This window comes from Kordia sp. E, assembly GCF_056033805.1.
In genome coordinates, this window is sequence record NZ_JBRASR010000002.1 from 1,360,765 (window position 1) to 1,384,380 (window position 23,616).

Genomic DNA, 23,616 nt, shown 5'->3' on the forward strand with positions numbered 1-23,616 from the left:
AAATTTATATAGTTGTCTATAATTTGAAACCACGAAAAAACGAAATCAAAATTAAATACCTATGAAAAATTTATTAAGATTCTCATTCATTCTTATAGCAACTTTTTGCTTATTTTCCTGTAGTAATGATAATACAGATGTAATACCAGAAGAGGAAAGTACAGAAATGAATGTTGCATTAAAAACAAGCTTAACAGCATATGCTAGAAATGCTGCTTCTACAAATCAGGCAGAAGATGTTTTTGAAAATAACGAAGATAGTAACGGAGATTGTTTTACAATAGATTTCCCATACACATTAACAGATGGGCAAACACAAACTGTAATCAATAATGAAGACGAATTAGATGCATATATGCAAAGTGTAGGAGGAAACCCATCAGGTGGTGGAAACGAACCACCAATTATTGACTTTGTTTTTCCTGTAACAGTTACTTTGGCAGATGGTATTACTGTGACCGTAGCTGACCACATGGGATTCATTGCTTTAATTGAAGATTGTATTGGAGATGTAGTTGTTGGAGACGAATGTTTTACATTCAATTTCCCGATAACTGTAGAAACAATTGATGGAAATACAGTTGTAGTAAATGACGAATTAGAGTTATATTCAGTTCCTGATGCAGTTGGTTTTGTATTCCCTATATCAGTAACAACAGCAAGCGGAGTTGTAACAATTAATGATAATGCAGGTTTTGATGCTTTATACAATGATTGTTATGATATTGATCCTTGTGACGATTGTGGATCAAACTGTTTTGAAATTGTTTTCCCAATTACTTTGGTTGACGATAGTGGAAACGTTACTACAGTAAATGATGATGATGAATTTTTTACATACCTAGATGGTTTAGGGAATGATACATTCTTTACAATTACATATCCAATGAACATTGAATATGCAGATGGTACACAAGCAACTATTAATAGTGACGATGAACTTGATGCGGCATTTGACGCATGTAATTAATATAAAGATTGGTTTAGTTTAGTTAATACGAGAAAACGTCAATATAATAGACAATTTTTAATTACTCACGAAAACCCTTGTTTCAATTTTGAAGCAAGGGTTTTTACTATTTCTAAGATTGAAATATTTCTGCTAAAAATAATAAGTGCTTGCCATAAGTGAAATTCTTTTCGGAACTTTACATTTAAAATTGGTTTATGAATTCGGACGCTACAAAAGAATATTGGTCACAACGTTACAAAGAAGAACGCACAGGTTGGGATATTGGTTCACCATCTACACCAATAAAAGAATATATTGATCAATTGTCTGATAAGAATCTAAGAATTTTAATTCCAGGTGCAGGAAATGCATATGAAGCTGAATATCTAATTAAACAAGGCTTTACGAATGTATATATCTTAGATATTTCTGAATTTCCTTTGCAGGAATTCAAACAACGAAATCCTGAATTTCCTTCTGAAAACTTACTGTGTGATGACTTTTTTACACACAACAAAACCTATGATTTAATTTTAGAACAAACATTTTTCTGTTCATTTCCACCATTGCCTGAAACTCGAAAAAAATATGCAAAACACATGTCGGAATTGCTTAACGCGAATGGTAAATTGGTTGGTTTATGGTTTAATTTTCCATTAACAGATGATATAGAAAAACGTCCATTTGGTGGAGATAAACAAGAATATCTAAGCTATTTTGAACCGTATTTTACCGTAAAAACATTTGAAAAAGCATACAATTCTATTCAACCACGAGCTGGAAGCGAATTATTTGGAATTTTTATGAAAAGTTAAATTCTGTTAAAGTTAGAAAGGACTTGTAATTAATACGACAAATAGTAGAATTAAATTTGAAGACCTAAACCATTTTAATGAAACCTACACAATTATTTTTAGCTTTTATATTGATTATCAGTTTGCTATCATGTGAGTCTAAAGAAAAATCTACTTCTGATACAACAACAGTTGTTGCAGAAACTACTCAAAAAACAACTCCAAAAACTGTAGACAAAGCAACGCAAGTTTTGCAGGAAACTATGAAAGCACATGGTGGAGAATTATATGATCAAGCGAATTATGAATTTGTATTTCGTGATAAAAAATATCGCTTCAAGAATGATGGAAATGCATATGTGTATGAAGTTGAAAGTACAAAAGATGGCAAAACTACACGTGACATTTTAGACAATGGAAAATTTTCAAGAACTATCAATACTAAACCTGTTGAACTTTCCGAAAAGAAAATAGCAGGCGCTACAGGATCTGTAAATTCTGTAATCTATTTTGCAACACTTCCACACAAATTAAATGATGCAGCCGTAAACAAATCTTTTGTTGAAGAAACGACCATTAAAGGTAAAAAGTATGATGTTTTGAAAGTGACGTTTAACCAAGAAGGTGGCGGTGAAGACTTTGATGATGAATACCATTATTGGATCAATCAAGCGACAAAAAAGATCGATTATTTAGCGTATAACTATCAAGTGAATGGTGGTGGCGTTCGTTTTAGAAGCGCATACAATACAAGAGTAGTTGACGGAATTACATTTCAAGATTATATAAATTACAAAGCACCAGTTGGCACAGCATTGAAAGATTTGCCTGCTTTGTATGAAAAAGACGAATTAAAAGAACTATCAAAAATAGAAACCCAGAAAATAATTAATTTAAAAAACTAGACATGAAAAAAATCATTATGATGCTTGCGTTTTTCGCAGCAGTAAGTACAGTAAATGCACAAGATTTCCCCAAAGTAGATAAAAGCCCAACAGATATTGCACATTATCCAACAAATGCAGCCAAAAGAGCTTTCGCAAAATCGGATGCTCAAAAAGCAGCATTGGCACCAAAAATTAGAGTTATATATGCACGTCCTTTCAAAAAAGGAAGAGAAGTCTTTGGAAGCTTATTAAAATTTGGAAAAGCTTGGAGAGTTGGCGCTAACGAATCTACGGAAGTCTTATTTATGACAGATGTTATGGTAGGTGATGCGAAAGTAAAAGCTGGTCGTTACTCAGTAATTATTATCCCAAATAAAGATTCTTGGACTTTAAAAATAAATTCTGAAAATGACGGTTGGGGAAATTACTCATATGACGCTTCAAAAGATGTTGCAAGTATTACAGTTCCAACTCAAGAAAGCAAAAAAGAATTAGAGCAATTATCAGTTGTTTTATATGAAAAAAGTAAAAATGTAGTACACTTAAAAATTGGATGGGACAAAACAGTTGCCGAATTTCCAATTACTTTAAAGTAATTATATAGTTTAAATTTTCGAATGAATTAAAAAGCACTTGCATGAATTTGTGAGTGCTTTTTTATGTTTGATAAAGAAGTTATTTTGAAGTTTTCGTATAGGTATTCAACGTCAAACCAATGACAATTAAAATAATTCCTAATAGGCTCCAAAGTGTGTATGATTCGTTGAACCAACTCAGTCCGATCAACATGGTAAAAATGACTTCTATATATTTTAAAGGTGCAGCTTTGTTGGTTTCGGCAAGTTGCAATGCTTTTGTCATATATAATTGTCCTACGTATCCAAAAATCCCCAAACTAAGTAACAACGCCCATTCCCAACCAATTGGTGTTTTCCAATAGGGAATGCATAAAATTCCACCAACCAATACGGCAACCATCATAAAATAATTAACTACAACTACAGGATGATCACGCGAACCAATTTTTCGAATCATAATAAAAACCAATCCGCTAAAAAATGCTGAAATAACCGCAAGTAACAAACCTGTTGTGCCAATTTGTGTGTCAAACCCTTTTAAGACTAAGACGCCACAAAACGCAATGAGGAAAAATAACCACTGAATGTTTTTAATTTTTTCTTTAAGAATGAATACTGCAAAAATAGCGGCAAAAATAGGAGAGATGTAGCGTAATGAAACCGCTGATCCCATTGGTAAATATTTCAATGACATAAAAAATAGTGACATAGATGTCACGCCAAAAATTCCACGTAAAATCAGTAATGTTCTTTTATTTCCATAGATGGAAATTTTATGTCTTAGTAAAAAAGGAATTGTAAAAACCAAAGTTCCAATTGATCTAAAAAATACAATTTGATATGCATTAAAATCACCTAAATACTTCACAATTGCATTCAAAAAAGCAAACGCTAATGCGCTAATAACCATGAATTGAATTGCCTTTTTGAGCATGACTTTTTTCTTTAAGAATAGATGCAAAAGTATGCTAAATCAATGTATAAAAAGTGATCGTTTTTTTAAAATCTGCTGTAAAATGTAATACAATTTGAGTTTTGGTGTTTTTTTCTTCATAATAAAATGAGGTATCTCCATTTTTTTGTCTACAGTTTACATATTCCATCACTTCATTTGTTCCTTTAATCGGAACTGACATTTCTGTTAAGTCGAATACTTTTCCAGCGGAATCTCTTCCTGTTTTAAAAAATCACTTTCATGGTCCGATATACTTGTTGCTTGCATTATGATAGGCTTTAGTAGTTAGTTATATTTTTATTATTAAACAGCTATTCCACCACCAGCTCCTCCGGCTCCTCCTGGTGGTCCACCACCATTTCTACGTCTTTCGTCATCTTCTCTTTTTTGTTGTAATCGCAATATTTCTTCTTTTCTTTTTGCTGCACGTTTTCCATCTTTTTTAGCTCTTTTTTTAGCATGCTGTTTGCTTTTTACATTTCCATGCCCAGGATCTTTACGTGCCATTCCGCTACCTGAAGCTTTTTTTGGGTGCTTTTTTTTACCTAATTGTGCTACTTCTTGAAGTTGTGTCGTATCTGCACTATTAGAGTCTTCATGCGATTTTTCTATTAATTGTGCAGCTTTTGAAGTAGCTCGATTGTCTTGTAAACTAAAACCTTTATTTTCAGCACTTTTTTTCTGAACTGTAGCAGCAGTTTTTGTTTGTACTTTATTTTTTTGAAGTTGTGTTTGCATCTTTGTATTTTTAAACGTTGTTGTAGTTATTTCTTTTTAGCGGCTTTAGCCGCTGCTTCTGCTTCTCTTTTTTCCTGTAAACGTATTCGTTCTTGTTTCCTTTTAGCTTCTCGTTTTCCATCTTTTTTTGCTAGTTCATCAGCATGTTGTTTACTTTGTGGATTTCCATGACCAGGATCTCTACGTGCCATTCCTGTACCAGAAGCCGTTTTTCCGTTTCTTCCCAGTTGAGCTACTTCTTGTAGCTGTGTAGTTTCGTTAGAAACTACTTTCCGTTGCAACGCTTTTGCGCCCATAACATCAGCTTCTTTTTCCAAACCTACATTGTCATTAATAGCAACACCATTTTTTTTAATCGTTGGTCTTACACGTCCTTGTTTTTGTTGTACAACATGCCACGCTTCATGTGGTAAATGCTTTTCTTGTCCTGAAGCCACATGGATATTTGTGCCTTGCGCATATGCATGCGCGTTCAATTGTGCGGGTTTGGGTGAATTGTAATGTACTTTTACATCATCTAATGTATGCCCAGAAATACTTTCCATACCTGATTTTAAATTATCCGGTAAACCTGTGTTATTTTTCTTTTTTTGAATAGTTTTTTTACGTTGTAGTTGATTTATCTGTTTCTGTTGTATAACAGATGATTTACGATTGTCTTTTAAAGCAATTACCTCACTTTTTTGATCCGCAAGAGTGTTTGCAACACTTTTTTGTTGTACGATCTTTTTTGCTTTTTTTTGATACATAACGGGTAAGATATTCGTTAGTTTTTTCTTTTAACAGCTACAAAAACAGGACTTTTTCCACCAGAATAGTCTAAGGCAGAACAATAGTTGTAATCTTGAATGTAATCCTTTAATCGAGCTAATCGTGGATCGTAATAGGGAATTTCTACTTCTCTTCCCATGATAAGATTTTTGATATAGTAATCTTCAAATTTATATTTAATGAAGAGATGTTCATATGAACCAGTTTTCAAAAAGGGTACATTTTGTTGTTGGTAAAATTTATATTGTTCACTGTGATATTTTTTAATTTCAAGAGCAACTTGGAGGTAAAATTTCTCCAATGCTTTTTCAATATGCAAATGCGTGCTATACCCTATTAAGAATAAACATCTATTCATTAGCAAATATCCTATTATAAAAAAATCGTTATTTATAACACAATGATTTAGCGCATTGCTCACAATCGTATTTCGTGCTATTTCAGGAATGTCTACACTCCAAGCATTCATAACAAATATGTTAGCAAATTCTCCTGTATCTACTTGTGACTCTAGTTTCATCATATAATTACAATAATGATATAGTTTTGTTCATTTTTTTAAATTCTCTTCGAATTCCTTCTAACAGTTCTTGTTGAGTTACAACTGTATCATTTCTTTGAATTGCCGCTAATGCACAGTAACGAAGTACATTAATAATCGATCCACCAGCTAGTTCATACATTTCTGCAACTTTTTGTAAATCTATTTTAGTACATAATACACACGTATTAGAAAATGCTTTTCGCCAAAGTATTAAGCGTTCTTTTGCTGACGGAATTTGGAAACTAATGGTAGATTGAAACCTTCTTGAAAACGCTTCATCCATGTTTGCTTTTAGGTTTGAAGCCAGAATAATAAATCCTGGAAAGTCCTCTATACGTTGTAATAAATAGGATGTTTGCTGATTGGCATGTCTGTCATTAGATGAATTTGCTTGTGTACGTTTTCCAAATAATGCATCTGCTTCATCAAAAAATAGAATCCAGTTTTGATGTGCAGCACTGTCAAATATGCGTGATAGGTTTTTTTCGGTTTCACCTATGTATTTGGATACAATCATGGAAAGATCTACACGATACACATCCATTTCTAAATTTTTACCTAATAACGAAACTGTTAAGGTTTTTCCAGTGCCTGGCGGACCATAAAATAAGGCTCTGTAACCAGGTTTTAAACGTTTGGAAAGTCCCCAATCTTTCATGAGAGTATCTTTGTGCGTTAACCAAGTTTGCAATTCCGAAATTTGATCCATCACAGAAGGATTCAAAACGACATCTTCCCAATCTAAATTGGTTGTTATCTTTTGAGCCGGAAACGTAACACTATGCTGCAAATCTTTTTTTTCTCCTGTTAGGAAATAATGCAACCATCTTTCATTTATAGTTAGAATTCCATTGAGTTTTGGCAAATAACTTTCGGTGGTTTCTACATCTAATACTTGCTCTTTTTGAAAAATATGATCATTATTGAAAAGTGAAAGAACATCCACATGCCATTCAGGATTGAGCGCAGCAATTAAAAATAATAGTGTTTGTCCTGTAGGCAAAAAACCACTATGACCTTTGTCAATAATACCGCCAAATTCTGTAAATCCACGATTATATATTTTGTTTTGACCAAAGAAAATATCTAATACTTCTGGGCGAACATGTGGCGTTATTGCCAGTGCGAGTGCCAATCGTTCTTGAGTGGTTAAATTCCAATCGCGTATACAGTTTGTGTAAGGTGTATTTAATTCGTCAATGTCTGGAATTGGCAGTGTTGTCCAATGTGCATCAACACCTTCATGTTGTAAATAATTACCAATTACTTGATTGATTACGTTTTGTAACCAATCAATTTCTTGATGAAGAAAAATGATGTTTTCATTAGTTTCCATAGCTAATAAATAGTTTTTCAACATCATCTAAACTCGCATCAGACCATGAAAAATATTGTAATGCTGTGTTTGGATTGAGTTGATTAGCTTGTAACATATCTAATACACTTGCTTCCGAATTTTTCATTACTGGAGCTGAAAATAAAGTTTCAGAATGATCAAAATTATATTGATAAAAGTTAGCTGCCCAAGGTGTAAACTGTGTGCGTTCATAAATTAACTGACTGATAAAAACTTCTAGCTTTTCAGGTTGTACTACCAGTTTTTTTGCTTTGAAAAAGGAAGGTTTTCTTTTGTCTTCTCTATGATAAAACTCAATATTTTTAGATTGTATGGTTTTTGAATTGACATCACCAAAAATATCAACTAAGCCAAAATTTTCAGATTCGGTTGCGATTTCTAAGTCTGCTTTTTTAGAACCAGAAATAGCAAGTGTCCAATGTTCGGTAGTAGCCGTTTCAGTAACAATGTATACTTCTCGGAATGAATAGAACGTTTGTGTCATTTTGATAATAAGTTCTTGCTTAAAATCGCTCCAATTGGCAAACTTTACAGATTCGGGAGTATTACTTTTAAAAAAGAAACTTCCAAATCCATTAAATTTGAGTAGTTGTCTGCAAAATTCAAAATTTCCTTCAATTGGATTATGTCCGCTATCTCTACTTGAATACGATTTTGAAACACCATCACTAAAGTCCCAATTTGCGGCATTTAGTTTTATGCCATTTTCAAAAACAACATCTTCTACATTGACGATGTTGTTTTTGAATATATTCCCTAAAACAATCATTTCTCCATTTTTTATCTGAAAAAAATCACCTGGATATACTAATTGATTTATAGGTTTTGTTGGTATAAATCCATTAGTTTTGGTATAAAAATTTCTATAGAATTTTTTAAATACATTATCCATAATTGTTTTGTTTTAAGTTAATTAGATGACATAAGATACATAAATTTATGACGCTAGTGCTGCGGCATTTGCTGCGGCAAGTCCAGCTTGTAATGAGCTTAGATTCACTTCTGCTACATTTAATTCTCTTTTTGCGCTATTGAGTTGTTTTATAGTATCATCACTAGCTGCTAGTGCTTGGTCATACATGTTTTTATTTATCACATATGCTTTGTTTAGCAACCCAGTTATGCTAGTAGCTTGCGATAATTGAAGATCACTTGTAACTTCTTCATGTGTATCTTCTCCTGTAGCAGAATCATATAGTTTTTCAGCTTGTAATAATTCTAATGTTATAGCAGCTTCGGAATCTTTGGTAGTTGCTTGTGAAGCAAATACAGATTCTAATGCAACTAGCGTTAATGCAACGGCATTGTTTGCATCAGTTCCTGCAGTAGCAACCATTGTAACTAATTCATCCGAAATTAATGGATTTGACGCTTTTTTTCGAACGACTAAGTTTCCTAATTTATTGATGATTTCGGCTGAGAAGATCAATTTTCCAATAAGGTCACTGATTTCAGTTGCTACCGTTTTAATTTTTGATTCGGCTAAAACGGTTTCTGTAAAAGTAACATTAGAATTGTTTACTAATGATAACAAGTTTTCTAATACTTCATTTAACAAATCTTTATTGCTTAGCGCTTTTGCTTTGTTTGTTTCAGCTATTGTTAAATCTCCTAATAACTTATTTGATTTTGTTGTTAACGAAGTTACAATAGCTTCAAGTTGTTCTACTGTACCTTGCGCATTTAGTACTTGTTGTGTTAAGTCATCAAGTTCTTGTTTTTTACGCTCAGTAACTCCATATTTGGTGTATTTCATTGTCATAGTATCGCTCATGATCGTTAGTTTTTATAGTTAATAAAGTAGTTTGTGTTGGTTGCTTGATACGTAAAGTTCGCCGTTTGTTGGAAATCAGACAACGCATTTGAAAATTGTTTGTTTTCTTCCACAGAATCATTATCTGTAATAGATAATACTGCTGGTATGTACGTGTTTTTGTGAATTAATCTGTTTCCAAAATTGTCTGTAGTTTCTGGCTGAATGGTCATTTCTTTTTCATAACAGATGTATCTATTAGCAATGTAGTTATACCCTTCTATAAGTGTATTAATATCTGCTAAGAATGCTTGAAGTTGTTCAAGATTTTCAAAACTTCTTACCAATGCAATCATAAAATCAGAAATTAATTTTTTCAAATCAGCTACTAATTTTTTGACATCTTCGTTGATGATTTCTAAATCATCAAGTATTTTTATAATACCGTTATGAAATTCCACAACATCTTCAATGATTTTCTCAAAATCATCTCCATTTTCAATAGCTGCTATTAATTGAATATAATTACCTCTTAGCGCTTCCATATGAACAGCTAAGACATCAAAATCAATTTCTAAATTTTCAACATCATTTAGTAAAGTCACAATATCCGTTGTAATTGTTTTCAAGAAAGAGTCTTTTGTATCGTCTGCTACTGTATAACTTCCTGCCGGAACTTGCTCAGCAGTTAACACATCAAAATAGAAACCTGGTTTTACGTGAGTTTTATTCTTTTCAAGATCACTAATAGCTTGTGACCTTTTAGCTTCAAGAGCTTTTAGTTTTGTATTGGAAACAGTAAGTTGTTGATTGTTCTTTTCTTCTTTTTCTTCTAAAGAAAGAATGCTCGCGTTAAGTTTTGTTTCTTCTTCTTTCAACTCAACTAACATTTCTGGAGTAGTCGACTTTTTCTTTTGTTGTGCTTTATTAGCTTTGAGCGCAGCTTTATCAGTTTTAATTTGCGAATCAATTCCTGTTTTTTCTGATTGAAGCGTCGTTATATCTGTTTTTAAGTCTGCAATTTTTGGATCGTACTTGTCTGCAATTTTTTCTAAACCTTCAGCTTCTGTTTCAATTGATGCAAGTCCCTCAACAGTTAACAGTTTGTTTATTAGGTTTTTATTATGTGGAAGAAACATACATCTGTATGCTACAGCATAATTAATATTTTCCCAAACTTTGAAGTTTAAAACTTGTGGAATTGGCTCTGGCTTAGTTTCAGAACTTGAATCTACTTCAGTTGTCATCGGTATGCCAATAATTGTCCCAACAGGTGTTACAAGTATAGAATCAGTTGCAGCACTATTTAATTGATTAGTAAGTATGAAATTTGCAGAAGCAGCAGACAAGTAATTGTCAAACGTATTTATAATTTTCTTGTAGTTGATTCTTAATTCTGCATAGATGAATATAACATATTCAGCACCTAAACTCATCTTATCATTATCTGTATCTTTCAATTCAGAAGTAAATATCTGTCTGGTTATTTCTCTGCTAGAATTTATTGGATCAAATTCATTTTGTGGAATTTTAATAAATTGATTTTCATCATCTTTAGCAACCAATCCTTCTGCTTCAGATATTGAAAACGTATCTTGCTTGCTGTTTTTTGCCAACATGATATAGTAGTTTTCTACAGGATTGTATTGTTTTTTATCTTTAGTTCCTCCTGTATCACCTAGAATTTTCTCTGTAATTAAATCTTTAAAAGGCGCATCATATTTAGTGAATTTTACTTCGTAGTTGGTTTCGTCACCTATTGCTTTCTCTTCTTCTTCATCTTCCGTAAGTACTGTTAAACCAAGGTTGAGTCGTTTATTTGTTAATGTATATGCTGTCTCTGATGCGTGATATAAAGCATTTACATCTTCTAGGTTTCCTTCAGTTTTCTTTTCCTCTGTATTTGCAGCGGTTAAATTTGCTGTCTCTGTAGATAATTCAGTTGTCGTACCATCAAGTTGAGCAGATACAACACCAAGTAAATCTTTTATAGAAGTATCAGCTACGGTTGCTTTGTCAGCCAAAGTTGTTGCCGATATTTGAGCAACATATGAGGAAGCTTCCATACTATCTTGTGAAGTTTTTTCACTTAAGAAAGCAGTTGTGTCCATCAATTCCTTTGCCTGTTTTGCCTGGCGGTAAATGTCCGTACCAAAATCTGCGGCATTTACAATACTGAAAATACTTCCAGTATCACTTGCTAACTTTACAATAGCATTTGTAGCAATTTGGACATTTGCAGCAGCAACGGACGTATTGGTTACAGATTTTCCAACATACGTTTTTACGTTTGTAGCAGAAGTCAGCACATTTGTAGACAAGTCACTATCTCCAACAACTTCATTATTTACTTTTTGTTGAAATAAATACTTGCTATTTGTCATCTCTAATTTTTCAGCTGCCGTAATTCGGGCACCTTGCGCATAATACATCGAAAAGGTGGACGCATCCACTTGCGATTTTAGCTTTTGTAACTCTAATTCTTGTGCGTTCAATGACGAAACGACACTCGAATGTAGATTTTCATTGTAAGAATTCATAAATTTTATTTTTTTGGTTTATTAATAAATTATCACCTTGTTACAGGTTGTTTTGTGTACTCAATATTTGTGTTTCTGGCAGTTTAACTGCTATCAATTTTAGTTGGTGTTTTGTGTTTTTTCATGTCTTTTGGGTTTTAATATGGCCAAGTCACGTGCAATGGTTTTTCCATCCACGGTAATTTTATAATAGAAAATGAAAATGGTGATTTCATTAGTAAAATATCATATGCTCTTTTTTCAACGATCAATTCCCAACGATCTTCTGTTTCTCTTAAAATTCCTTCTCGTACCAACCAATTTCCACGAAATCCGTTGATAGATGTTTCTCCAATAGAACTCCAATAGCCAATGGCAGCTTTTATCAAACCATCAATTAATTGTTTTTGATCTTCTGTCATTTCTATGCTTCCTTTCACTGGCGTATCTGGCGAAAGCCCAGATAATATCTTATTTAAGACTAATAAAGATTCTTCCGTTTCTGTCAATCCAGTAACGATGTATTGAAAATAATGGACTGCATTGAGTTGATCTTCTGGAGTTTTAAATTCATTATCAGCAATAATTCCCAAGCGATCTAATAGCATTAAAAAGTAATTGTTGAGTAATACTAATCCAGCATTTGGAATAGCAATTCCTTGATCGGGAAGCGACGTCTTTTTTATAGGCATAACTGTTGGTTTTATTTTTTTAGTTTGAATAGTTTCTGAAACTTGCATTGCTTTTTTTTGCTGTGGAAATTGACTCGTAAATGCAAGTTGTAACGTACTTGGTAAACTTGTTTTTATGGTTTGAATCGCGTTGATAAAATCGTGTTGCTTTACATTTTGTTTTCCACATATTTCCCACAAAAGTTCATTCCAAATATGTGCGTTTGAAAGCAATTCCCAGTTAGACGTTTGCCAAGCTTTCCATACTTTTTTACTTAGGATATCTTGTAATGCTTTGGTTGAAATTCCAGTTACAGAAATCATCGCCATGCTTTCGTATAATTTTTGAAGATCTACCAGTCTTTTTTGTTGTAATGGATATAGTTTTACCAATACATGTACAAATGTTGAAAAACGAATCGTTTGCGAAATTTTAGCCAATTGCACCGCTGAAACTTTAGTACTTCTAATCGTTTTTAAAACCAATAATGGTTGTTCTATTATCAATGTTTCCAAAACAGTTTCGTAGGTGTATGCTTTGGTGTGTTGAAACCAAGCAGGAATTGAAAATTGTGTTACTAAATACGAACTCAAGGCTTCAATTTTTCCTTCTGAGATACAGTTTTCAATAGCTTTTGAAAGCAGAATGTTAACTTCTGTTGCAGCAATTGCTTCAAAAAAGGCATGATACGCAATTAGTGTATTTTTTAGTATAGTTGGAATTAAAATTCTATGTTGTTGTATATGTTTTACAATCGTTAATAAATCTAAACCAGAGACATTAGAAAGCTCTTCAAAAGTTTTATGAACAAACGTTTTGAGCTGTTTTTCTGTTGCCGATTTTGATTGAATTACCTGAATTGTTTCCTTCCAGAAAAAAGTTTTCAAACTTGCAATCACTTGCGTATTTCCAAACTGTTTTGCCAATACAAATAATACCTGAATTGATTGATACAACTCATTATAACTTCTTGAAGTATCTTTAGAAATCAATGAAATAAATTCCTGAAAACTGAGTATATTTTGCAATTGTGAAACCTGCTGTTTTGTTTGAACAGTTTCTTGAATAATCGTTCTTAAACGTTTTGGTGAAGTTTCCAAACCAAGCAAAAATACTTCCGAAAATGTATAGGTTTTTTTGCCAAGACTATATGTTGAATCTCCGCTAACTAACATTTTTTCAATAATTTCAAAAAGTGTAGTTGCTGTAATCTTAATCGGAATTTCTATAGTTTCAAAATGATTTTCTACACTAGAAATAGACTTCTTTTCTTGCTTTTTAACTGACGTAATTTTTTGTGTTATTGTTGTTTCAAACAGTGCAGAAAATTGCTGTTCGTTTCCTTTATGAATTTTATAAAGTGTTATAGATTCCCAAAAGCAAATATCTAAGATTTCTTCAATTTGTGTTGTTGTCAACGTTGTTTCAGTAGCTGCAAATTGCTTTAAGAATTTAGCACGTAGCTTTTTGCGTAGTTGAATTCCGTTTGACAATAAATACTGTATAAATGTCTTTGTATGTTTTTGATATGATGAATGTTGTATTTTTTTAGCGCGAACAATTTCACGGAGTAATGTTGCAACTTTTTCTTGCTGATTTACTTTTTCTATTGCTTTTAAAATAGTTGTCAAACTTGTTTTTGAAGCCTTTTGTTCAGATGTGTTGTCAGCAGCTATAATAGCCGTTTTTTGAAATTGTACTCTTGAAAATATTTGCAGTATAGTAGTTTTAAATAATGTAGAAAACTTTTGACTGTTTCCTTTATGAGAAGCATACAATACAAGTGTTTGCCAAAAAACAGCTTCCAATATGACTTGTATTTCTGTTGTTGTTTTGTTGGAAGTTTGCTTTGTGATTTTTTCTAAAAATGTTGAAATTAAATCATTGCGTACTTGTATTCCATTGGAAAGTAAATACGTAATGAATATCTCCGTGTGTTTTTGATATGTTGGTTGTTGTATTTTTTTAGATCGAACAATTTCACGTAACAATGTTGCAGCTTTTTCTTGTTGATTTGCCTCTTGTGTTGTTTCTAAAAGTAGCGCTAACGGTGTTTTTGCTATAAATGCCTTGTATTGTTGTTGAATGTTTGCTAATTCTTGTACTGAAAATCCTAGCGTTTTTATGTGTGGATGTTTCCAAATCAACTGCATAGTTTCTTCAAAATCGGAACGTTGACCAACTGTTTTTTCTTGTTGAATATAACACAGAAGTTTTGAGAAAAAGCTCGCTATATTTTTTGGTTGTGCTGACCAAAGTATGCTAAAACTTGCATCAGTTATTACATGTTGTATGGCACGTAACGTAGTTGTATGTTTTGGATTTCTAGATCGTATTTCATTTAAAATGCTTTGTACTTTTTCTAAAACAGTAGCTGTTTTTGGATGTACTTCTTTTAAAAATGGTAGCGTTCCGTATGAAGCAATAAGTACTGCAATATGCGTTGATACAATCGTGTCTTTTGATAATGTGATAACTGCGTTCCAAAATTTCTTAGGTGAAACTGCAATCCATTGGAGCATTTTCTTTTCAAGTATTTCTATTTCACTTGCAGTATGTTTTCCTTTGGTAATTGCTTCGATGTAGTTTTTTACAACAATATCTATTTTTTCAGAAGTGACTACTTTTGCAGCTGTAATTTCTTGTTTAAATAAACTTTTCAACTCATTGAATAATGGAATAAACGCCGTTTTCTTAGTTGTTTTGGTAATTGAATTTCCTAAGAAATGATCTATAATAGTAACCTTTGATTGTTGTTGTCTCTTGGCAATTTTTTCAATGACAAATGCTAAAAAAGCATGCTTTGAAACTGAACTATTTTGATGTTGTACACAAAATTCAATGCCTAATGCATACAAGGTTATTGGTTTTACTTTTGTAACAATATTGGAATCTAAACTTGTTAAAAACTCAATTTGTGTTAGAATATTTTTTGATTCAGATGGTGATAAAGTCACAAATAAGTTTTCAACAGCAGCGGGAATTAAATCCTTAAGAATCGTTTCCCAATGTTGTGATCTCTGTTCAACTTTAAGTATGATTTTTTGAAAACGCTTTGCATCTAATTTTGATAAGTTAATCACCAATTCATTGAATTCATTTTTCTGCACTGAGTTCGTTCTCGCGGAAGCGGAATTGAAATAAACACCAATTTTATTCCAGAAATTTTCTTGCTGCTTTTCTGTTTTAACAGCTTTAATTGATGTTTGATATAATTCTTCAGATAATAATTTTAATATTACGATAAAGTCATTATTTATGGAAGAATGTCCTTTGTGTCTTTGAATAGCAGTTTCAATGAGTTCAACTAGAATTTCATATGAAATGTTGAAATGATTTGCAATTTGAACAATGGTACTTCGTACAAAAGCAATTTTATTAAATATAGTTCCTCTATCAACAAACAAATAATTCAAAACCCACAACCATAAATTTTTCTTGAAGCTTTGTGTACTTGTTTTTAAGACATTTTCTTTCTCTTGTATTTTGACAAATTCTTCAGAAAAGCTAATAATTTGTTGATGATTATTTGGCTCTAGTCCTGTAATTACTTTTTTGATAATGGTTTCATTAAACTGCCATACAATTCGCTTTCTAACTTCAAGTTGTATACCAATTTTTTGAATCAATTGAATGATTTCTAGTCGATTGTGTGTGAGTTGAGAGTTCATTATGTGACTTGCCGAACCGTAACTTTCGTGGTAATTCCAAGGTAATATTCCTTCTAAAAGAAACGTTTTTAACACCTGCAATTGTGCATTGTCTGAGTTGATAATTTCCAATGTTTGGTCGCCACTTTTCGGATACATTATCAACGAATACAATGCTTCATACAACGCGTTTTTTAAACGAATTGGAAGTTCGCGCTCCATATTTTCATAGGTAATTGCGCCTAGATCAATTGCTAGTTTTTTAATTTTTAAGGTTTGACCTTCTGGACAAATACGATCAAAAACGCTGTCAATAATACGTTGCATTTTATATGTACTCCATTTACTGATGTACGTTTGCAGCGTAGTTGCCATGTTTTTGGAATCAAATGAAGTATTCCATTCGCAACGCGTGACGATATGTGTTGCAGCACTATTCATTTGTATTGTATTTGTTATAAAGTGTTTCTACATATTTTAAAAGCTTTCCAGTCGCTTTGGAAGATTTTGCGGTGTCAAAACCTTCTGCTGTTCCATCATATAATAATGCATTATGCCAATCAGAAAATAACGGAATTAAGACGTATAATTCTTTAGTTGTAATATGCATTGAAAATGCCGAAATGTGTATTGGCAACTGACTATCCATGAAGTAGGAGAGACGTTGTTTATATTCAGCATTATTTATAGTTGCGATGTAATCAGGAAAAAATAACAACATCGTTTCCTCAAACATTGGATGCGCTAATGTTGTTTTAAATTCCGTGTCCCAAGAAACTTGAACTGCCCAGGAATACTCTGTATCGCCAATTAGCGTATAATTCAAGTCTTCTTTAAGTTCTGTTGTTGCCCAAGTTGTGTCAGATTTATTTTCTAATAGTGATTTAATTTCGGCTGTTTTTTTACTTTTTGTCTCTTCAGAGTTAAGTAATGTGGTTAAGGAAACAAAATCGAAATAATTTATAATCGATGTATTACGATAACATTTAATTAATTCTGATGGTACAGGTTGATATTTTATATAAAATTCAAAGTTTGCCGATTGCAATAAAACGTTCGTTTCAATAGAAATCAATCCTTTTTGTGCTGTAATTAACCACAGCGCCATACTTTTTTGTAAACTTTCTACTTCTGTGAGATAGAGGCTTTTTAAGTAAAATCCTTTGTCATAGAAATAATCAAAACCATTGTAAACTTTTAAATAATCTACATAGTGTTGACGAAGCGCCAATAGCAATCCTAATTTGAGTGTAATTGTTGTATACTGAATACAATCTTGATTGGTAACTTTTTCTATAGCATCCAAACGATTACTATTAAAAATAGCTTCTTGTTCGTTGGATTGTACTAAGATATCTTGTAAAATTCTTAATTCTTTTGTTAGCTTTTCAGGCTCTTTATTTTGGATTAAATCTCTAATAACTTCTGACGTAATTTTTGTGAGATCGCTCGAAATAATTACGCCACCAATTACATTATATGCTTTGATTTTGTTGTATGATAAAATGCCTAAGTTTTGCAGGTATAAGCTTTTAATAATCACACGGTCTTTCAATACATTTCCTGAATATATAGTTCCATAAATAATAGTATCAATAATCATAGGTGATTCACCATGGCGTGCTAACAAATGATTCAATAGGTCGTTTCTACGATCCAGATTTATCGTATCATCTTCTGTTGCTAACAACAATCCGTACATGTATGAATTGTATGGGTCTTCCTGATATGAATTCCAGTTTTTCTTCGTTAGCGTATCTTCTGTTTCGGATATAAAACCAAATTTAAAAATCGAATTGTCGCGTAAAAGCGGCTGAACATTTGGTACACTTTTATATAAAGATTGATAAAAATACGTTGGCGAAAACACTTCAAAAGGCACTGGATATTTTTGATTTTCTTTTTCTTCTTGTGATTTTGTAGCGTAATAATTTTCTAGATCAGCAGGATTTCCTGTGTTCGTATTTTTGAATGAGAATAACTTGTTAATATTCGCCAATTGTGCAAATTGATTGCTCAACATTTGATCAAATAAATTTAAGTATCCTTTTAACTGTCGCGATTGTGCTATTTGGTACGTTGGTGTATTATCATTTACTGCATTCAAACCTACTTTATAGGCTTCCGGAAATGTATTTTGAATGGCATAATAATTCGTAATATCTCTATATTTTCCTTGCGGTAATGCAGGTTCTATAGCTACAGCCGCAACCGTATTTATCTTAGAAGAAAGCTGTTGCATGTTGCCAAATTCTGCTACCAAAGAAGCATTAATATCTAAATTATGTAGCTTTCCATCCGAATGAATTTGTAGTGTATTTGTACTCACTAACGAAGTTGGAATATCAAATACTAAGATTTCGTCTTCATTGCATGTTGCGGGAGCTTCTTTTTTATCGTTATAATAAAACGCTACTTTGCTAATCGCTGAAACACCTTCTATATTTTGAATCAACTTTGTGATTTCAAATGGCTGAATACTATCTTTTTTTTGTTGAATACTTTCTGTTGGAATCCAGCCGTTATTTAAAATTGGTCCGTTAAAAATATCATTGCTGCTTTCGCCTTCCGCTTCCAATGCATCATAACCTGTTTGTGTTACATCTGGAAAAACGTATTGTGTAATTGCTTGAATGATTTCGGGTAAAACATCATCATAATGATAACCAGATGCTAATTCTAAATTTCCAGTAATTGTATATTTTTTCTCAAGAAGAATTTTAGGTTTCAAAAACAATTCACCAACATTTCTAGCACTATTAAGTACATAAAAAGCATCTGAAATCACCAAATCGGGCGTAGTTGTATCACTATATTTTGTGTCTAATAAAAGATAAGTTTGATACGCATTTTCTATGATTGGTATTGTAATCGTAATTGGCTGAATGATTACATTTTTTATTTCAATAATTCGATCAATAATAAACTTTGTATAATCATCAATCGTAACTGGCGAAGTCGTTAAAATGTTTTTTGGTGTATAAAATTGATTTTCCATTTGAAGATCGCCATTCTTCAACGTTAAAATATCTTTCATTGGAAAATTTGCACAATAGCCAAGTTCCGTAAACGCATAACACAATTGCTCCAAAATAGTCACACCAGGATCGCTCGGATTCAAGTTTGTCCAAGCCGTACCACTATGCTGTTGGATGTAGGCAAGCCCTGCTGCTTTCAAAGCTTGAAAATCAAGCTCCAAAGGAAGTTGCGTGTCTACAATGTGGCTTTTTTGTGTCATACTATAGGAAAATGATAGTTTATATTACTGTCTTCTGTTAAATTGTTTAATGATGGAACAATGAGCGTTTCGCTTGTTGGATTATATTCATGTATCGGTTTGTCTTTGTAGGTAATAGTCCCTGTAGTAAAATCTTTACTACCAATTTGGATAAAAATACCTTTCACTGTAATTACAGCATCAAAACTGTTGATGAAGGAAGCTATTTGTGCCGTGTTTACACCTTTGTCAATCGTTATTTGTGCTTGTGCACTTGTAATCCAGGGTGATAGAAATATGTTAATTCCGTCATTTATTTCTTTGCGTACCGTTGTAATTTCATAATCAGTATCTATAGTCACATCCGCGATGATTTTTACATATGCTAACTCGAAATTTGATACGCCAATTTGTGTAAAAGCGGAAACCTTTGTTTGGATATAGTCTTGAATTTCTAATTCTGTACAGTTACTCACTAACGGTTCAAAAGCATGTGCAACTGTAGCATCTGAGACACGTTTTACGAGATATGTCATCACCTTTTTCTGCGAGCTATCGTAGTTTGTTTTAGAAAAATATACTTCCGAAAACTGTATGCGAATTGTAGTAAAATAATCTTCAGCAGTAATCAATCGGTCTTTTGTTTTTAATCGATTGCTTACGCGCGAATTCATATGTTGTGTTGTTTCTGCGGCTTTTCCACCAAACGAAGGAAATGGTTGTACTGTTTTAGAAATTTCGGCAACGGCATCTACAGGACTTGAAATAATATCTGCTTTTAATTCAGGTGTATTTTGAGAAAAATCATCAGCATTTACAATTCGTTTTAGTGTAATTCCATTGGCTTTTAAAAAGCTTGCTTTTGCGTATCCATCTGTGTTTTCCTGCGTGCCAATTGCAATCCAAAAGTTGGTTCTTGGCATATTTTCATGATCATTGGTAATATCTTCAGGAATATTTAATGTTATAATTCCTGAACATGTAAAATCGTTTGTACCATCAGCTATAACCGTTAAGGTTTGCCAACCTGTTGTACTTAAATATGAAAACTCTACTGCGTTTTCTGTAAACGGTTTTTCAGTATATGTGGTGGCAAGTTCAAAATAGAAACTGATTTCTGCTGGCGCTACTACATTTTCTAATTCTAAAAATAATTGTCCTGTTGATGAAAAATCAGGTACTAACGGCAATCCATCTATTAAGGTTGCCATTCCTGTTTTATCTTTTATAAGCGGATTTCCAATGGTTGTATTTGCTAAACTTATTCCATTTGTAGTATCATATACTTTACAGTTTTGAAATGGTGTGTAATAAAAACATTCCAATGGATATGTATTATTTTCAATAATTTTAAAATCACAACTTGCACTTGCCGAATACATGCCAGAAATAACACTTGTTATAGGTGTAAAAGGTTTATTTGGCGGATTTACTAAAGGAGTAACTGCTTTGTTGGCAATAATATTACCATTGTACAATGCAATGGCTCCGACAACTTTTGCATACAAATCAGCACCAAATCCGTCATTTGGTTTTATCAATTGCATTTTCAAAAACCCTGTATCAGGATTATCTGTAAGTTGCAATAGTTTTTGTTGTAGTGTCGGATCAATTTGTTCATCATCAATTGTCAATCCTGAAAAACTAAACGTTCTGCTTGGAGGAATAGGCGTATTTGCATCTCCGAAAGTGAAATAAAGATTTGCAGGATTGGAAGAACAAACAGGATATTTTGTGTTGTTTTTATCTTCTTCTTCATGTGTGAAAAATTGCCACAATCCGTTTTGTAACCATGAAAAATTCACACTAAAAGATGCATTCGAATATTGAAAAGTTTTTGGAATAATTACGGGTACATCTTCTTTTTTTAATAAGCTTCCAAAAGCACTACCAATTTTACCAAATAGTGATTTGCTTTTTGAAGCTTCTGTTGTTGGTAACGTAGTTTTTGCATTTTCTACTTTTGTAATAATTGTATTTTTTGCGTCATCAATTTTTGAAAGTGCTTCACCTTTTGCATCTGCTATTTTTGTTGGATCAAAAGTTCCGCTTTCAATTTTTTCTAGCAAATCAGTAATAACAGTTTCTAGATCTTTTAGGAGTGCTTCTCCAATTTTGATAATATCATCTAAAATAGCACTGTCTTCATGAATGATGTCTTTTATAGCATCAATCTTTACTTCAATAAGTTTTTTTATAGTTGCGATTTCAGTCTTAATTAAACCTTTAATTACAGCTTTATCTTTGTTAATGAGACTTTCAAAAAATGCTTTTTGTGCTGTTATAATATTTTTAAATGCTGTCGTTGTAATTTTTAAAATTTCCTTTACAACATCTTCTATCTTTTTTAATGTAGTAGGAGTTGTAGCATATTTGCCTTGTAAATAATCGTTGTATTCTTTGTAATATGTGCCAAAATCAAAACCAGCCGGAAACGTATTCCATGTATTCGTAAAGGTTATTTTATGGAAAGGTTTACTAAATATTTCATTGCTGCCAATCATGAAATTTTGATTCAGATTAGGTGCTACACCAAATGGTTGAAATGGTTTTGTGGAATCCATTGCGCCAAAATCATTAAACAACTGAAAGTTCTTAAAACCATCAACCGTCACATTAATATCTAGTGTTTCTATAATGATTTGATTTTCAATGCCTGCATAGTCTGAAAACACCATTTTACAAAGCGGCCAATCACTTGTGTAGCCATCAGGATTTTTGGTAAATGCAACGATAGCTGGATCTGTTTCATATAATGTAATTGTTGTGGTTGCAGGATTATTTTCGCTAGCAAACTTTATTTGATCTTGTGGAATTGGAAACCAAGCTTTTGCTGTACTGAAATAAAATGCTATCGAACTTTCTGTAATATCAATTGTTGATGCGCTCGAAAACGTAAAGTTTAATTTAATGGTTCTTGTGTTCGCTTCCGCGAGATAAAACATAGGCGAAGCAAATGCAATTGCCATATCTTTTTGCGAACCAAGTGGCTTTGTTTGCGAGCCAAATATATTCCACGATTGTACAACGCCTGATTCGTTCTTTGTAACTGCATTTACTGGTGCTAATTGTTGCAAATATAATTGTACATCTGTTCCTTTGGTAAGTGTGTATGCATTGACAATTTTAGCAGGATTTAAGGAAGTCGCTTGTGTAGTTTCAAACAGTATTGGATTTTTATTTGCGTCGGTTCCTGCGGCAAATGTAATGCCTTTCCCAAGCCTGAATGTATCTTTTATACTTGTCAATTCGCAGCTAGCAAATACACTATCCGCTACAACCGAATTTGGTGTTTGTTTTAGAATTGTAGTATAGTAAAAGTCTAAATGCTTTGTAGCTAATCCGTTGAATTGATTTTGATAAACTTCAAGCAGTTTTGTAAATGTTCTGAGTAAAATAGTATCCGGAAATTGCCCAGGTACTTTTTTAATAGTTATTAACTCTGTATCAGCATACGAAATACAATTGTTGTAAAAGGAAAATAGTTGTTTGCCTGTATATTTTAATGCCGTAAAAACATCTTTTTGTGTAAGTGTTGAAATATCAAAGCATTGTGTTTTTGGATCGTCTTCACAAGGAACAGTCGGCAATTTTAAAACTGTCCAATATGGAGAGTTTCCTTTGCTTTCTTTCCAGATTTTTTCATCATAATCTTCAAAATCGTATGTATCTACAGGCGCAATATTTTGAATGATTGTTTGCGATACTAATTGTTGACGAAATGCTAATAAAGACCAAAGCAATAAACTGTAGGTTTCTTTTACATTATTGATCACATATGTTTTAAGATTGTACACATTGGTATAAGCATTCATGTAATATGTCCAACGTTCAATAGTCTGAAAAATAACCGTTAATTGATCAAATAGTTGGTTGAAAGCATTTGAAATAAAGTAGCTTAATTCGTTTTGAGTAGTTGATGAATTACTTGTACTAATTTTGAGTAACCAAGCTTGAAGTCGCATACTTGTATTCATAAATAAAGAATACGCTTTCTGAAAATTTGTTTTCGCAATGGAAGCAACTAAAAAGACAGGATCTTTAAGTAAAAAAGGTGACCAATTTCCGTTAATGGTATTATCTTGATCATAAAAATTGAATAAAGCCGCAAAATCAACCAACATGCGCAATTGATCCGTTTCTGATCGTGCATCAATCAGATTGGATTTTGGAACTAACGCTTTTTCAAGCGATAGCATTGCGTTATTTTGGTCAATTTGACTCATCAA

General features: G+C 32.4%; 16 protein-coding genes. 4 read left to right on the top strand and 12 right to left on the bottom strand.

All coding sequences use genetic code 11. The annotated features are described in order from the left end of the window. Positions 1-61: 61 nt before the first annotated feature. The 4 genes from ACUUYC_RS09085 (at position 62) to ACUUYC_RS09100 (ending at position 3,229) form a co-directional block, all read left to right on the top strand. Complete coding sequence (locus ACUUYC_RS09085; protein WP_474265394.1) at positions 62-970, top strand: hypothetical protein; 909 nt, start codon at positions 62-64, stop codon at positions 968-970. A gap of 197 nt (positions 971-1,167) precedes the next feature. Next, entirely contained in the window at positions 1,168-1,767 is a 600-nt protein-coding gene (locus tag ACUUYC_RS09090; protein ID WP_474265395.1) for a class I SAM-dependent methyltransferase, read from the top strand. Between the two features lie 77 nt (positions 1,768-1,844). Next, positions 1,845-2,651, top strand: a complete 807-nt coding sequence (locus ACUUYC_RS09095; protein WP_474265396.1) for a DUF6503 family protein — start codon at positions 1,845-1,847, stop codon at positions 2,649-2,651. Between the two features lie 2 nt (positions 2,652-2,653). Continuing rightward, a complete protein-coding gene (locus tag ACUUYC_RS09100) occupies positions 2,654-3,229 on the top strand; it encodes a DUF2911 domain-containing protein (RefSeq protein ID WP_474265397.1) in 576 nt (191 codons plus the stop codon). Between the two features lie 79 nt (positions 3,230-3,308). On the opposite strand, the gene ACUUYC_RS09105 is transcribed toward ACUUYC_RS09100, so the two are convergent. The 12 genes from ACUUYC_RS09105 to ACUUYC_RS09160 all read right to left on the bottom strand — a co-directional run bounded on the left by ACUUYC_RS09105 (position 3,309) and on the right by ACUUYC_RS09160 (position 23,613). Next, entirely contained in the window at positions 3,309-4,145 is an 837-nt protein-coding gene (locus tag ACUUYC_RS09105) for a DMT family transporter (RefSeq protein WP_474265398.1), read from the bottom strand. 34 nt (positions 4,146-4,179) lie between these two features. Further along, positions 4,180-4,347, bottom strand: a complete 168-nt coding sequence (locus tag ACUUYC_RS09110) for a hypothetical protein (protein WP_474265399.1) — start codon at positions 4,345-4,347, stop codon at positions 4,180-4,182. A 122-nt stretch (positions 4,348-4,469) separates the two neighbouring features. Beyond that, a complete protein-coding gene (locus ACUUYC_RS09115) occupies positions 4,470-4,904 on the bottom strand; it encodes a hypothetical protein (RefSeq protein ID WP_474265400.1) in 435 nt (144 codons plus the stop codon). Positions 4,905-4,930: 26 nt separating this feature from the next. Further along, a complete protein-coding gene (locus ACUUYC_RS09120; RefSeq protein WP_474265401.1) occupies positions 4,931-5,653 on the bottom strand; it encodes an eCIS core domain-containing protein in 723 nt (240 codons plus the stop codon). 17 nt (positions 5,654-5,670) lie between these two features. Further along, positions 5,671-6,198 carry a hypothetical protein gene (locus ACUUYC_RS09125; protein ID WP_474265402.1) on the bottom strand — a complete coding sequence of 176 codons (528 nt, stop codon included), beginning with the start codon at positions 6,196-6,198 and terminating at the stop codon, positions 5,671-5,673. Between the two features lie 4 nt (positions 6,199-6,202). Further along, positions 6,203-7,555 carry an ATP-binding protein gene (locus ACUUYC_RS09130; RefSeq protein ID WP_474265403.1) on the bottom strand — a complete coding sequence of 451 codons (1,353 nt, stop codon included), beginning with the start codon at positions 7,553-7,555 and terminating at the stop codon, positions 6,203-6,205. Next, on the bottom strand, positions 7,545-8,468 hold the full coding sequence (locus ACUUYC_RS09135) for a hypothetical protein (protein WP_474265404.1): 924 nt from the start codon (positions 8,466-8,468) through the stop codon (positions 7,545-7,547). The genes ACUUYC_RS09130 and ACUUYC_RS09135 overlap by 11 nt, the downstream gene beginning before the upstream one ends. Positions 8,469-8,513: 45 nt before the next feature. Then, the gene (locus ACUUYC_RS09140; protein ID WP_474265405.1) at positions 8,514-9,350 is read right to left on the bottom strand and encodes a hypothetical protein; all 837 of its coding nucleotides are present in this window, start codon (positions 9,348-9,350) and stop codon (positions 8,514-8,516) included. 5 nt (positions 9,351-9,355) lie between these two features. Beyond that, positions 9,356-11,869, bottom strand: a complete 2,514-nt coding sequence (locus ACUUYC_RS09145) for a hypothetical protein (protein WP_474265406.1) — start codon at positions 11,867-11,869, stop codon at positions 9,356-9,358. Positions 11,870-12,006: 137 nt separating this feature from the next. Further along, entirely contained in the window at positions 12,007-16,611 is a 4,605-nt protein-coding gene (locus ACUUYC_RS09150) for a contractile injection system tape measure protein (protein ID WP_474265407.1), read from the bottom strand. Beyond that, a complete protein-coding gene (locus ACUUYC_RS09155; RefSeq protein WP_474265408.1) occupies positions 16,604-19,408 on the bottom strand; it encodes a hypothetical protein in 2,805 nt (934 codons plus the stop codon). Before ACUUYC_RS09155 ends, ACUUYC_RS09150 begins: the two co-directional genes overlap by 8 nt. Then, a complete protein-coding gene (locus ACUUYC_RS09160) occupies positions 19,405-23,613 on the bottom strand; it encodes a hypothetical protein (RefSeq protein WP_474265409.1) in 4,209 nt (1,402 codons plus the stop codon). Before ACUUYC_RS09160 ends, ACUUYC_RS09155 begins: the two co-directional genes overlap by 4 nt. Positions 23,614-23,616 lie beyond the last annotated feature (3 nt).

What these genes read in the sequence shown, in the direction of transcription:
- ACUUYC_RS09085 (WP_474265394.1), top strand. Translation starts at nt 62, where the DNA reads ATGAAAAATTTATTAAGATTCTCATTCATTCTTATAGCAACTTTTTGC.
- ACUUYC_RS09090 (WP_474265395.1), top strand. Translation starts at nt 1,168, where the DNA reads ATGAATTCGGACGCTACAAAAGAATATTGGTCACAACGTTACAAAGAA.
- ACUUYC_RS09095 (WP_474265396.1), top strand. Translation starts at nt 1,845, where the DNA reads ATGAAACCTACACAATTATTTTTAGCTTTTATATTGATTATCAGTTTG.
- ACUUYC_RS09100 (WP_474265397.1), top strand. Translation starts at nt 2,654, where the DNA reads ATGAAAAAAATCATTATGATGCTTGCGTTTTTCGCAGCAGTAAGTACA.
- ACUUYC_RS09105 (WP_474265398.1), bottom strand. Translation starts at nt 4,145, where the DNA reads ATGCTCAAAAAGGCAATTCAATTCATGGTTATTAGCGCATTAGCGTTT.
- ACUUYC_RS09110 (WP_474265399.1), bottom strand. Translation starts at nt 4,347, where the DNA reads ATGTCAGTTCCGATTAAAGGAACAAATGAAGTGATGGAATATGTAAAC.
- ACUUYC_RS09115 (WP_474265400.1), bottom strand. Translation starts at nt 4,904, where the DNA reads ATGCAAACACAACTTCAAAAAAATAAAGTACAAACAAAAACTGCTGCT.
- ACUUYC_RS09120 (WP_474265401.1), bottom strand. Translation starts at nt 5,653, where the DNA reads ATGTATCAAAAAAAAGCAAAAAAGATCGTACAACAAAAAAGTGTTGCA.
- ACUUYC_RS09125 (WP_474265402.1), bottom strand. Translation starts at nt 6,198, where the DNA reads ATGATGAAACTAGAGTCACAAGTAGATACAGGAGAATTTGCTAACATA.
- ACUUYC_RS09130 (WP_474265403.1), bottom strand. Translation starts at nt 7,555, where the DNA reads ATGGAAACTAATGAAAACATCATTTTTCTTCATCAAGAAATTGATTGG.
- ACUUYC_RS09135 (WP_474265404.1), bottom strand. Translation starts at nt 8,468, where the DNA reads ATGGATAATGTATTTAAAAAATTCTATAGAAATTTTTATACCAAAACT.
- ACUUYC_RS09140 (WP_474265405.1), bottom strand. Translation starts at nt 9,350, where the DNA reads ATGAGCGATACTATGACAATGAAATACACCAAATATGGAGTTACTGAG.
- ACUUYC_RS09145 (WP_474265406.1), bottom strand. Translation starts at nt 11,869, where the DNA reads ATGAATTCTTACAATGAAAATCTACATTCGAGTGTCGTTTCGTCATTG.
- ACUUYC_RS09150 (WP_474265407.1), bottom strand. Translation starts at nt 16,611, where the DNA reads ATGAATAGTGCTGCAACACATATCGTCACGCGTTGCGAATGGAATACT.
- ACUUYC_RS09155 (WP_474265408.1), bottom strand. Translation starts at nt 19,408, where the DNA reads ATGACACAAAAAAGCCACATTGTAGACACGCAACTTCCTTTGGAGCTT.
- ACUUYC_RS09160 (WP_474265409.1), bottom strand. Translation starts at nt 23,613, where the DNA reads ATGAGTCAAATTGACCAAAATAACGCAATGCTATCGCTTGAAAAAGCG.